Genomic DNA, 13,839 nt, shown 5'->3' on the forward strand with positions numbered 1-13,839 from the left:
TCGCCACCCACACCGAAAACACCACCGGCGCCACGGTCGTGCCGACCCTGCGCCGCGACGACGGCGACTGGGACCGCTTCCTGCTCTCCGCCGCGCAAACCTGGGTCACCGGCACCCCCATCACCTGGCCCGCCCCGGAGCAGCACCGGCCCGTCGTCCTCCCGCCGTACGCGTTCGCGCGCGAGCGTTACTGGCTGCCCGACGACGTGCGCGCGGTCCGAGCCACCGCCGACCCCGAAGAGGGCCGGTTCTGGGACGTGGTCGGCAACCGCGACATCGACGGCTTCGCCGACCTGCTCGGCGTCACCACCGGCGACGGCGAGCTGGAGCCCGCGCTCACCGCGCTTTCGGACTGGCACGGGCGACGCCACGAAGGCCGCCTCGCCGACGAAAGCGCCTACCAGGTCCGCTGGGTGCCGGTGACGGTGCCGCCCGGCGCGCACCCCGGCTTGTGGGTCCTCGTCGCGGGTACCGGCTGTCCCGAAGAGCCGCTCACCGCGCTCGGCGAGCAGATCCGGAACCGCGGCGGCGAGGTCGTGACCGTCCACATCGGAAACGACCGCGCGGCACTGGCCGACCGGCTCACCGAATCCCTCGCGGGCCGCCGGGCCGGCGGGGTCGCCGCGTTCCTCGGCTGGGGCGAGGACACCGGGCCGGACGCGTTGTGGGAACTGGTGGTCCTGACCCAGGGCACCGCGGACGCGGGCGTCGAAGCTCCGTTGTGGTGCGTGACCACGGGCGCGGTCTCGACCGGCCCCGGCGACGCGGTCCGCTCGCCGGTTTCGGCCGGGCTGTGGGGCCTCGGCCGCGCGGCGGGGCTGGAGACCGGCGACCGCTGGGGCGGCCTGGTCGACCTGCCCGGCGCGTCGGCGGCGGCCACCCTCGCGGACGTGCTCACCGGAACCGGGCCCGAGCGCGAGATCGCGGTGCGCGGCACCGGATCGCTCGCCCGCCGCCTCGCCAACGCCGTCGTCACGGACGGCGAGCCCGTCGATCTCGACGGCGGCACCGTCCTGGTCACCGGCGGCACCGGCGCGCTCGGCACGCGTGTCGTCCGCTGGCTCGTCGAGCAGGGCGCGGCGAAGGTCGTGGTGGCCAGCCGCGGCGGGACCGCGCTCGACGAACTCGGGGCGTGGGCCGCCGAACGCGGTGCGCTGGTGGAATCCGCGGCCTGCGACGTCTCCGACCGGCAAGCCGTCGAACGGCTCGTGCACGGGCTCACGTCGTTGCGCGGTGTGGTGCACGCCGCGGGTGTGGTCGGCGACGGGGTGCTCGGCGGTCTCGACCGCGAGCGCTTCGACGCGGTGTGCGCGCCGAAGATCACCGGCGCCTGGCACCTGCACGAGGCGACGCGGGATCTCGACCTCGCGTTCTTCGTGATGTTCTCCTCCGTTTCGGGGGTGTGGGGCTCCGGCGGCCAGGGTGCCTATCCCGGTGCCAACGGATTCCTCGACGGCCTCGCCTCGTACCGGCGCGGGCTCGGGCTCGCCGCGACCTCGGTGGCGTGGGGCCCGTGGGCCGGTGGCGGGATGGCCGCCGACGAGCACGCCGCGCGGCACTTCGACCGGCACGGCCTCACCCCGGTCCGGCCCGAGGTCGCGCTCGCCGCACTGGGCCGCGCGCTCACCAGCGGACGCGTGAACACCGTCGTCGCCACCATCGACTGGTCGCTGCTCGCGCCGGTCTTCGACGCGGCGGGCCTGGCGCGCCTGTTCGCCGACCTGCCCGAAGCCTGTACCGCGCTCGCGGACCGGGGCCGCGAGAAGACGGACGGTTTCGCGCAGCGGATCGAGGGCCTGCCCGCCGCCGAGCGGGAGCGGGTCGTCGCCGAGTTGGTGGTGGCGCAGGTCGCGAACGTGCTCGGCCACCGCGATCCCGGCGCGCTCGACCGGACGCGGCCCTTCTCGGACCTCGGCTTCGACTCGCTGATGGTCGTCGAGCTGCGCAACCGGCTGGCGACGGCGACCGCGATGACCTTCAGCGCGACCGTCGCCTACGAACACCCGACTCCGGCCGCCGTGGTCGAGCACGTCCTCGGCAGGCTCGGCGGCGGTGCGCACGAACCCGTCGTAGCGGTGGCGCGTGCCGAGAACCTCGACGACGACCCGGTGGTCATCGTCGGGATGGCCTGCCGCTACCCCGGCGGGATCACCTCACCCGACGGCCTGTGGGAGTTCGTCGACGGCGGCGGCGACGGGATCAGCGCCTACCCCGCCGACCGCGGCTGGGCCCCGGTGCCGGGCGGCACCGGCGGATTCCTCGACGGCGCGGGCGATTTCGACGCCGCGTTCTTCGGCATCTCCCCGCGCGAAGCGCTCGCGATGGATCCGCAGCAGCGCCTGGCACTGGAATGCTCGTGGGAGGCGCTCGAACGCGCCGGGCTCGACCCGGTGGCGCTGCGCGGTTCCGACACCGGCGTGTTCCTCGGGCTGAGCCACCAGGACTACGGCCTGCGGCTGCACGAGTCCGGTTCGGACGACACCGTCGAGGGCTACGTGATGACCGGCAACTCCGCGTCGGTCGGGTCCGGCCGGATCGCCTACGCGCTCGGCTTGGAAGGGCCCGCGGTGTCGGTGGACACGGCGTGCTCGTCGTCGCTGGTCGCGCTGCACTGGGCGACGCGGTCGCTGCGCAGCGGTGAATGCACCCTCGCCGTCACCGGTGGCGTCACCGTGATGGCGACGCCGGGGCTCTTCGCCGAATTCGAGCGGCAGGGCGGGCTCGCCGGGGACGGCCGCTGCAAGGCTTTCTCGGCGGCGGCGGACGGCACCGGGCTCGCCGAGGGGGTCGGCGTCCTGGTGCTGCAACGCCGTTCCGACGCGCTGCGCGAGGGCAGACGCGTGCTGGCCACCGTGCGCGGCTCGGCGATCAACTCCGACGGCGCGTCCAACGGCCTGTCCGCGCCCAACGGCCGTGCGCAGCAGCGCGTGATCGCCAGGGCGCTCGCCGACGCCGGATTGTCCACTGTGGACGTGGACGCGGTGGAAGCGCACGGCACCGGCACCCGGCTCGGCGACCCGATCGAGGCGCACGCACTGCTCGCGACCTACGGCCAGGGCCGGGAGCGCCCGCTCCTGCTCGGCTCGCTGAAGTCGAACATCGGGCACACCCAGGCCGCGGCCGGGGTGGCCGGGGTGATCAAGATGGTGGAGGCGATGCGCCGCGGCGCGCTGCCGGCCACCCGGCACGTCGACGCGCCGTCGGAGCACATCGACTGGGACTCGGGTGCCGTCGAACTGCTCACCGAACCGCGCGCGTGGCCGGAGACGAGCCGTCCCCGCCGGGCGGGGGTGTCCTCGTTCGGCATCTCCGGCACCAACGCGCACGTGATCCTCGAACAGGCCGAAGAAACCGTTGCGGGGCAAGAGGTTTCCCCGGCCGGGCCGGTGCCGTGGCTACTGTCGGCGAGGAGTGAGGCGGCACTGCGCGAGCGCGCCGCCGAACTCGCCGAAGCCACCGGGCCCGTGCTCGACGTCGGGTGGTCGCTCGTGCGGTCGCGGGCGGGGCTCGCCCACCGCGCGGTGGTGACCGGCCGCGATCACGCCGAACTCGCCGCCGGGCTGCGGCGCCTCGCCGAAGGGGACGCGGGTCCTGGTGTGGTGCGGGGCGAAGCGGTCTCGGGCGGGGCGGATGCCGTCGCGGTCCTGTTCTCCGGCCAGGGTGCCCAGCGCGCTGGTATGGGGTCGCGGTTGTACGCGCGGTTCCCGGTGTTCGCGAGCGCGCTCGACGACGTGTGCGGCCGTTTCGAGCTGCCGCGGCCGTTGCGCGAAGTGATGTTCGCCGAGATCGAGCACGAGAACCCGCTCGACCAGACGGAATTCACCCAGCCGGCGCTGTTCGCCTTCGAGGTGGCGCTGTACCGGCTCCTCGAATCGTGGGGCCTGCGGCCGCAGGCGCTGGCCGGGCATTCGATCGGGGAGCTGACCGCGGCCTACCTGGCCGGGGTGTGGTCGCTCGACGACGCCTGCAAGCTCGTCGCCGCGCGTGGTCGTCTCATGCAGGCCCTGCCTGGGAATGACACTGTCTCGCGGAGCGGGTCCGTGGCGGGTGGTGGTGGGCGACGGGCGGGCGCGATGGTTTCGTTGCAGGCCAGCGAAGCCGAGGTGCTGCCGCTGCTGACCGAAGGCGTGTCCATCGCGGCGATCAACGCACCCGACGCCGTCGTGGTGTCCGGTGACGTGGACGCCGTGGACGGGATCACCGTCACGGTCGGCTCGTGGGGCCGGAAGGTCAAGCCGCTGCGCGTCAGCCACGCGTTCCACTCGCCGCACATGGACGGCATGCTCGACGAGTTCGCCTCCGTGGCGGCCGAACTCGACTACCACGCGCCGCGGCTCCCGCTGGTGTCCGGCACGACCGGTGAGATGGCCACCGCCGGCCAGCTCGCCGACCCCGCGTACTGGGTCGCCCACGTGCGGCAGGCGGTGCGCTTCGCCGACGAGGTCGCGGTGCTCCTCCAGCGCGGTGTCACGCGGTTCGTCGAAGTCGGCCCCGACGCCGTGCTGGCGCCCGCGGTGCACGCCTCGCTCGACACCGCCCGCGCCACCGTCACCGCGATGCAGCGACGGCACACCGAGCAGGCGGACACCCTGCTCGACGGGATCGGCAAGCTCTACGTCGCCGGGGTGGACCTCGACTGGACCGCGGTGCTCGCGGACTTCTTCCCCGGCCACGAACCCCGGCCGGTGGACCTGCCGACGTACCCGTTCCAGCACGAGCGGTTCTGGATCACCACCACCGGGGTGGGCGCCGCCGAGGAAAACGGCTCGGTGTTCGGCGTCGACTGGATGCCGGTCGAAGCGGGCGGCGCGCCGGTACCGGACGTGACCGTGCTGCGGCCCTCCACCGACCCGGGCGCGGTTCTCGGTGCGCTGCAACGCTTCCTGGCCGATCCGGCGCACGACGACAGCACGCTCGTCGTGTTCACCGACGGCGCGGTCGCGGCGACGGACGTGGACCGCGTCCCGGCGCTGGACCAGGCACCGATCTCCGGGCTGGTCCGCAGCGCGCAGACCGAGTACCCCGGCCGGATCGTGCTCGTCGACGGCGACCCGGACCGGGTGGACGCCGGCGCCGCGGCCGCGCTCGGCGAACCGCAGCTCGCCTGGCGCGCGGGCGGCTGGCTCGCGCCGAGGCTCACCCCGATCGCCGAACCGGCGCAGCGGGCCGGATCCCCTTGGGAACAAGGGGGAACGGTGCTGGTCACCGGCGGGACGGGCGCGCTCGGCAAGGAGATCGCCCGCCACCTCGCCCGCGCGCACGGCGTGCGGAGGCTGGTGCTGACCAGCAGGCGCGGCCTGGCCGCGGACGGTGCCGGGGACCTGGTGCGCGAACTCGCCGGACTCGGCTGCACGGCACAGGTCGTGGCCGCCGACGCCGGTGACCGCGGCGAACTGGCCAGGCTGCTCGCCGGGATCCCCGCCGGGCACCCGCTGACCGGTGTCGTGCACGCCGCCGGGGTCCTCGACGACGGTGTGCTCGCCTCGCTCACCCCGGCCAGGATCGCGCGGGTCCTGCACGCCAAGGCCGACGCGGCGAGGCACCTCGACGACCTGACCCGCGCGCTGCCGGTGTCGAACTTCGTGCTGCTGTCCGGGTTCATCGGCCTGCTCGGCGGCGCGGGGCAGGCGGCCTACGCGGCGGCGAACGCGCAGCTCGACGCCGTCGCGGCGCACCGCAGGGCGCTGGGCCTGCCCGGCGTGTCGCTCGCGTGGGGCCTGTGGAACGCCGAGGGCAGCATGGCGGCCGGTCTCGACGGGCAGGCGCTGCGCAGGCTCGCGCGGTACGGGATCGTGCCGATGAGTTCGGAGACCTCGCTGGCGCTGTTCGACCGCTGCTTCAACGCCGAAGCGCCGTTGCTGGTGCCCGCCGGGCTGAACCTCGGGGCGTCCGAATTGGACCCGCCCGCGCTCTACCGCGCGCTGCCGTTGCCGCGGCGGGCGGAAACGCCGGTGGCGGCGGAAGAAGAAGGGCCGCGGCTGCGGGCGAAGCTGGCCTCGATCCAGCCCGCCGGGCACCGCCGGTTCCTGCTCGGTTTCGTGCGCGCGGAGGCCGCCGCGGTGCTCGGGCACGCCAGCGTGGACCGCATCGACGCGAGGACCGGCTTCCTGGAGCAGGGCTTCGACTCGCTCACCGGCGTCGAGCTGCGCAACCGGCTCATCGCCGCGTCCGGGGAAACCCTGCCGTCGACGTTGATCTTCGACTACCCGTCACCCGAGGCGATGGCGGACTACCTGGCGCGCGAACTGGCCGAACCCGTCGCCGCCGGCGGTTTCGGCGAGCTGGAAGACCACCTCGAGGAGATCATGGCCGATCCCGGCCTCCGCCAGGAGACCGCGGGACGGCTCCGCCGGATGCTGGCCAGGATCGAAGGCAACGCCATGGGAACCGACATCGTCGTCGGCTTCGACGAGCGGCTCGGCGAGGCCGACGACGAGGACCTCTTCGACTTCATCGACAACGAGCTGGGTGTGTAGCGCGCGTCTGAGAGAGACGACTACGACGCCGATACCCGAGGGAAGGACTTCGGAGTGGCTGAAGAGAAGCTTCGCGACTACCTCAAGCGCGTGACGTCCGAGCTGCACCGGACCAGGCGGCGGGTGCAGGAGCTGGAGGAGCGGCAGTCCGAGCCGGTCGCGATCGTCGGCATGGCCTGCCGGTTCCCCGGTGCGGCGAATTCGCCGGAGCGGTTCTGGGACCTGGTCGCGAACGGGACCGACGTGATGGGCGGGTTCCCCGCCGACCGCGGCTGGCAGGAGACCGGGACCGGCGCCTTCCTCGACGACGCGACGGAATTCGACGCCGGGTTCTTCGGGATCTCGCCGCGCGAGGCGCTGGCGATGGACCCGCAGCAGCGGCACGCGCTGGAATGCTCGTGGCAGGCGCTGGAACACGCCGGGATCGACATCCCCGGCCTGCGCGGCGAGTCCGGCGTCGGGGTCTTCCTCGGCACCAACGGGCAGGACTACCCGGACCTGCTCCGCGCGGCCGTGGAATCGGACAAGGTGTTCGGCCAGGTCGCGATCGGCAGCGCGGCTTCGGTGCTGTCCGGCCGCGTGGCCTACACCTTCGGGACGGAAGGTCCCGCGGTCACCGTGGACACCGCGTGCTCGTCGTCCTTGGTGGCGCTGCACCTGGCGGTGCAGTCCCTGCGGCGCGGTGAGTGCTCGCTCGCCTTGGCGGGCGGCGTCACGATCATGGCCACGCCCGGTTCGTTCGCGGAGTTCGACCACCAGGGCGGACTGGCTTCGGACGGCCGGTGCAAGGCGTTCGCGGAAGCGGCGGACGGCACCGGCTGGGGCGAGGGCGTCGGCGTCCTGGTGGTGGAGCGGCTCTCCGATGCCCGGCGCCTCGGGCACCGGGTGCTGGCCGTGGTGCGGGGTTCCGCGGTGAACTCCGACGGCGCGAGCAGCGGGCTGACCGCGCCGAACGGCCCGTCGCAGCAGCGGGTGATCCGTGCGGCTTTGGCGGATGCCGGTCTTGAGGTGTCCGATGTGGACGCGGTGGAGGCGCACGGGACGGGCACGAGGCTGGGTGACCCGATCGAGGCGCAGGCGTTGCTCGCCACCTACGGGCAGGGTCGCGACGAGCCGTTGTGGCTGGGTTCGGTGAAGTCCAACATCGGGCACACACAGGCCGCCGCCGGTGTCGCCGGTGTGGTGAAGATGATCGAGGCCATGCGCCACGGCGTGCTGCCCGCGACGTTGCACGTGGACTCGCCGTCGTCGCATGTGGACTGGTCGGCCGGTGGCGTGGAAGTGCTGACCGAGGCGCGGGACTGGCCGGAGACCGATCGCCCGCGCCGGGCCGGGGTGTCGGCGTTCGGGATCTCGGGCACCAACGCGCACGTCATCCTCGAACAGGCTCCCGCCGAGGAGGTTCCGGAGCGCGCCGACGTCGAGATCGCCGATCCGGTGGTGCCGTGGGTGGTGTCCGGCCGGGACGACGCGGGTGTGGTGGCGCAGGCGTCCGGGCTCGCGGCCGGGTTGTCCACTGAGGACTCCGGTTCGGTGGTGGATGTGGGCTGGTCGCTGGCTACCGAGCGTGCCGCGTTGGATGAGCGTGCGGTGGTGATTGGTGCGGATCGTGCGGAGTTGCTGGCCGGGTTGGAATCTCTCACGGGTGCGGTGCGGGGCCGGGTGTCCGGTGATGGCCGGGTGGGGGTGGTGTTCTCGGGTCAGGGTGCGCAGCGGGCTGGGATGGGCCGTGAGCTGGCCGGGCGGTTCCCGGTGTTCGCGCGGGCGCTGGACGAGATCGACGCGGTCCTGCCGGTGCGGGAGGTGATGTTCTCCGGGGGTTCGCTGGATGAGACCGGGGTGACTCAGCCGGTGCTGTTCGCGTTCGAGGTCGCGCTTTACCGGCTGTTGGAGTCGTTCGGGATCGCCCCGGCGGTGGTGATGGGGCATTCGGTGGGGGAGATCGTCGCGGCGCATGTGGCTGGGGTGGTGTCGCTGGGGGATGCGTGCACGCTGGTGTCGGCGCGGGCGAGTTTGATGCAGGCTCTGCCGAGCGGTGGGGCGATGGTGTCGCTTCAGGCCACGGTGGACGAAGTGGAACCGTTGCTGGACAGCACGGTCTCCATCGCGGCGGTGAATGCCGCCGACGCTGTGGTGATCTCCGGTGACGTCGAGGCGGTGGAGCGGATCGCGGCGACCGTGGCCGGGTGGGACCGCAAGACCACGCGGCTCGCGGTGTCGCACGCGTTCCATTCGCCGTTGATGGAGCCGATGCTCGACGAGTTCGCGCGCGCGATCGCCGGGCTACGGCTGAGCGAACCGGCGATCCCGCTGCTCTCCAACCTCACCGGTGCGCTGGTCACGCCGGGGTTGGTGACCGATCCCGGGTATTGGGTTCGCCACGTCCGGGAAGCGGTGCGGTTCGCCGACGGCGTGCGCGCACTCGACGCCGACCTGGTGCTGGAGATCGGGCCGAAGGCCGCGCTGGCGGGAATGGTCGCCCGCACCACCGCGATTCCGGTCACCGCGACCGGCCGCAAGGGTGTCGACGAACCCACCGCCGTGCTGACCGCGCTCGCGAACCTGTGGGTCCACGGGGCCGAGGTGGACTGGAACGGCGCCTTCGCCGACCTCAACGCCCAGCGCACGGACCTCCCGGCTCGAACGTTCACCCCTGCCCGGTACTGGCCGACCCTGCGCAACGGCGCGGGCGATGTGTCCGCCGCCGGTCTGGGCGCGGCCGGGCATCCGCTGCTCGGTGCGGTCGTGGGTCTCGCCGGAGGCGGCTGGGTGCTGTCGGGTCGGATCTCACTGGCCACGCACCCGTGGCTGGGTGACCACGTGGTCCAGGGCTCGGTGCTGTTCCCCGCGACCGGATTCGTCGAACTCGCCTTGCGGGCCGGGGAACTGACCGGCTGCGACGCACTCGACGAACTGACCATCGCCGCACCCCTGGTCCTCACCGGCGACGTCCCCGTGGTGCTCCAGGTGACGGTGCGGGACGGCGAGCTGAGCGTCCACTCCCGACCGGCCGAGCACGAGGACGACTGGACCCTGCACGCCAGCGGCCTGCTCGCCACCGAAAGGTCCGAAGTGGACACTTCGTGGGCGAGCGCGGCGTGGCCTCCGCCCGGTGCCGAACCGGTCGACGTCTCGAACTTCTACCCGGCGCTGGCCGAGACCGGGTTCGGGTACGGGCCGCTGTTCCAGGGCCTCACCGCGGCTTGGCGCGCGCGGAACGGCGACGCGTTCCTCGACCTCGTGCTGCCCGATCCGGAGGCAGCCGCCGAATTCGCCGTGCACCCCGCCCTGCTCGACGCGGCGCTGCAAGGGCTCGTGCTGGTGTCCGACGGCGAGGCGCGGATCCCGTTCGCCTGGCAGCGGGTGACCCTCGGTGCCGTCGGCGCGGACCGGCTGCGGGTCCGGCTTTCCGCCACCGGCGCCGACTCGATGGCGCTCACCGCGGTCGATGGCGAAGGGCAGCTCGTGCTGTCCGCCGAGGACATCGTCGTGCGCGCGGTGTCCAAGGACCAGCTCGCGGTCAGGAAGACCGCCGGTCCGCTGCTGGAGGTCGACTGGGCCCACCGCGAACTCCCGGCCGTGTCCGGTGAGGTCCCGCGCCCGCGCACGGTTCACGCCGGTGGCGGCGGGGAACCGGCCGCCGAGGTCATCCGCGTGCTCGGGCTCGTGCAGGAATGGCTCAACGACAGCGAAAACGAGGGTGAGACGCTTCTCGTCCGCACGCGCAACGCGATGGTCGTCGACGACGGCACCTCGCTCGGCGCGCCTCCGGTCGATCTCGCCGCCGCCGCGGTGTGGGGCCTGATGCGGTCGGTGGTCAGCGAGAACCCCGGTCGTGTTTCCATTGTGGACACCGATGGAGCCTCCGAAGAACTGGTTCCGGCGGTCGTGGCCGCGGGTGTCACCGAGGCGGTGTTGCGGGGCGGCCGGTGCTTCGTCCCGCGGCTCGCGCACGTCACCGGCGAAGTGGCCATCCCTGGTGAGGCTTGGCAGGCCGTCCACGAAGGCACCGGCTCGCTCGACGGGCTGACACCCGTCGCCGCCGAACCGCGCGCGCTGCGCCACGGTGAGGTGCGGATCGCGGTGCGCGCGGCCGGGGTGAACTTCCGCGACGTGCTGACCGTGCTCGGCATGTACCCCGGGGAACCGCTCCCGCTCGGCCTCGAAGGCGCCGGTGTGGTCACCGAGATCGCCGACGGTGTGACCGGGTTCGCGGTCGGCGACCGGGTGTTCGGCATCTTCCCCGGCGCGCTCGCGGATTCCGCCGTCGCGCCCGCGCGGATGCTCGCCAAGATGCTGCCCGCGTGGTCGTTCGCCGAAGCGGCCTCGATCCCGATGGTGTACCTGACCGCCTACTACGGCCTGCGCGACCTGGGCCGGATCCGGGCAGGCGACCGGGTGCTGGTGCACGCGGCGGCCGGTGGCGTCGGCATGGCCGCGGTGCGACTCGCCCGGCACTGGGGCGCGACCGTGGTCGGCACCGCGGGCCCCGGCAAAAGGGACGCGCTGCGTTCGCTCGGGCTGGCCGACGACGAGATCGCCTCCTCCCGCACGCTCGAATTCGAGGACCGGTTCCGCGAGAAGCTCGGCGGGATCGACCTCGTGCTCGACTCCCTCGCCGGCGAGTTCGTGGACGCCACCCTCCGCCTGCTCTCCGAGGGCGGCCGGTTCATCGAGATGGGCAAGACCGATCTCCGCGACCCGGCCGAGCTCGCCGAACGCGGCATCACCTACCGCGCCTTCGATCTCGTGGAGGCAGGGCAGGACCGCACCGGCGAGATGCTCGCCGACGTGATGGGCCTGCTGCGCACCGGTGCCGTGGCGCCGCTGCCGATCGCGGTCTTCGAAGCGGGCCGGATGCGGGAGGCGTTCCGCTTCATGGCGGCGGCGAGGCACGTCGGCAAGGTCGTCGTGCGGATCCCGCGTCCGCTCGGCGCCGGTCCGGTGCTGATCACCGGTGGCACCGGCGGGCTCGGCTCGCTGCTCGCCAGGCACCTGGTGGCCGAACGCGGGGTGCGCGATCTGGTCCTGCTCAGCCGGAGCGGGCGGGCGCCGCAGCTCGCCGGCGAACTGAGCGCGGACGGCGCGCGGGTGCGGGTACTGGCCTGCGACGTGTCCGACCGCGACGCGCTCGCGAGCACCCTCGCCGAGATCGGGGACCTGTCCGCGGTGTTCCACACCGCCGGGGTGCTGGCCGACGCCACGGTGCCCGCGCTGACCCCCGCGCTGGTGACCGAGGTGCTGGCAGCCAAGGTCGACGGCGCCCGTCACCTGCACGAGCTGACCAAAGACCGGGACCTGAGCCATTTCGTGCTCTTCTCGTCGATTTCCGGGCTGCTCGGCAGCGCGGGCCAGGGCAACTACGCCGCCGCGAACACCGCGCTCGACGCGCTGGCCCAGACGCGCCAGCAACTCGGGCTCCCGGCGACCTCGCTGGCGTGGGGGCCGTGGGCGATCGACGGCGGCATGATGGGCGGGCTGTCCGAAACGGACCTGGCCCGCGTCGCCCGCGCCGGGATGCGCGCACTGTCCGGTGTGGACGGTATGGGCCTGCTCGACGCCGCGCTGGATTCGTCGAAGGCGGTGCTGGCACCGGTTCTCGTCGGCGGCCCCGGCACGGTGGCCGAACAGGTGCCGCCGATGCTCGCCGGGCTACTCCGCCCGTCGCGGCGCGTGGCCGCGCAGGGCGGCGCCTCCGGGGACGGACTTGTCGCGGCGGTGCGGAAGCTGGCCACGGAGGACCGCCGCGCGGCGCTGGTCGAGGTGGTGCGCACCGAGGTGGCCGCCGTGCTCGGCCACGCCTCGGACGGCGCCATCGAGCCGCGGCGCGCGTTCCGCGAGCTGGGCTTCGATTCGCTCACCGCGGTCGAATTGCGCAACCGGCTCGGTGTCGTGGTCGGCAGCAGGCTTCCGTCCACAGTGGTCTTCGACTACCCGACCGTCGAGGAGCTGGCCGAGCACCTGCTCGCCGAACTCGGCCTCGACGCACCGGAGGCGGCCGAGGTCACCACCCGGGAAGTCGCGCACGAAACCGATCCGATCGCGATCGTGGGGATCTCCTGCCGCTACCCGGGCGGCGTGACCTCGCCGTCGACCCTGTGGGACCTGGTCGCTTCCGGGGCCGACGGCATCTGCCCGTTCCCGGTCGACCGCGGCTGGGACACCGGTTCCGGCGTGGGCGGTTTCGTGCATTCGGCCGCCGGGTTCGATGCCGGGTTCTTCGGGATCTCGCCGCGCGAGGCCGTCGCGATGGACCCGCAGCAGCGGCTCGCGCTCGAATGCTCGTGGGAGGCGCTGGAGCACGCCGGGATCGACCCGCTCGGCCTGCGCAAGAGCGACACCGGGGTCTACCTCGGCACGTCCTACTCCGGTTACCAGCCCGCTGCGGCCGACATCGACGAGGCCACCCAGGGATACCTGCTCACCGGGACGACGCCGAGCGTGGTGTCGGGCCGGGTCGGGTACTTCCTCGGCCTGGAAGGGCCCGCGGTGTCGGTGGACACGGCGTGCTCGTCTTCGCTGGTGGCACTGCACCTCGCGTCGCAGGCGCTGCGGCGCGGGGAGTGCTCGCTCGCGCTGGCCGGTGGCGTCACGGTGATGGCGACGCCGTGGATGTTCGCCGAGTTCTCCAAGCAGGGCGGCTTGGCTTCGGACGGCCGGTGCAAGGCGTTCGCGGAGGCCGCGGACGGCACCGGCTGGGCCGAGGGCGTCGGTGTGCTCGTGGTGGAGCGCCTCTCCGACGCCCGGCGCAACGGGCACCGGGTGCTGGCCCTGGTGCGCGGTTCGGCGGTGAACTCCGATGGCGCGTCGAATGGCTTGACGGCGCCTAATGGTCCGTCGCAGCAGCGGGTGATCCGTGCCGCGCTGGCCGACGCCGGTCTGTCCACTGTGGATGTCGACGCGGTGGAGGCGCACGGTACGGGCACGAAGCTCGGTGACCCGATCGAGGCGCAGGCCCTGCTGTCGACCTACGGCCGCGATCGTGAACGTCCGCTGTTGCTGGGGTCGGTGAAGTCGAACATCGGGCACACGCAGGCCGCCGCCGGGGCGGCGGGCGTGGTGAAGATGGTGGAGTCGTTGCGGCGCGGTGTGCTGCCCGCGACGTTGCACGTGGACTCGCCGTCGTCGCATGTGGACTGGGCCGCAGGCGGCGTGGAACTGCTGACCGAGGCGCGGGACTGGCCGGAGACCGATCGCCCGCGCCGGGCCGGGGTCTCGGCGTTCGGGATCTCCGGGACCAACGCGCACGTCATCCTCGAACAGGCCCCTGCCGAGGCGTCTTCCGTCCGTGGTGACACGAATTCCGTTGTGCCGTGGGTGGTGTCCGGGCGCGACGACGCGGGTGTGGTGGCGCAGGCGTCCG

General features: G+C 73.2%; 1 protein-coding gene and 1 pseudogene. Both read left to right on the plus strand.

All coding sequences use genetic code 11. The features are described 5' to 3' along the window. Positions 1 to 38: 38 nt before the first annotated feature. On the plus strand, positions 39 to 6,476 hold the full coding sequence (locus ABD256_RS43440; protein ID WP_344432151.1) for an SDR family NAD(P)-dependent oxidoreductase: 6,438 nt from the start codon (positions 39 to 41) through the stop codon (positions 6,474 to 6,476). 60 nt (positions 6,477 to 6,536) lie between these two features. Further along, positions 6,537 to 13,839, plus strand: a pseudogene (locus tag ABD256_RS43445) (SDR family NAD(P)-dependent oxidoreductase); the annotation flags it as partial.

This window comes from Amycolatopsis minnesotensis, assembly GCF_039529815.1.
GTDB lineage: Bacteria > Actinomycetota > Actinomycetes > Mycobacteriales > Pseudonocardiaceae > Amycolatopsis > Amycolatopsis minnesotensis.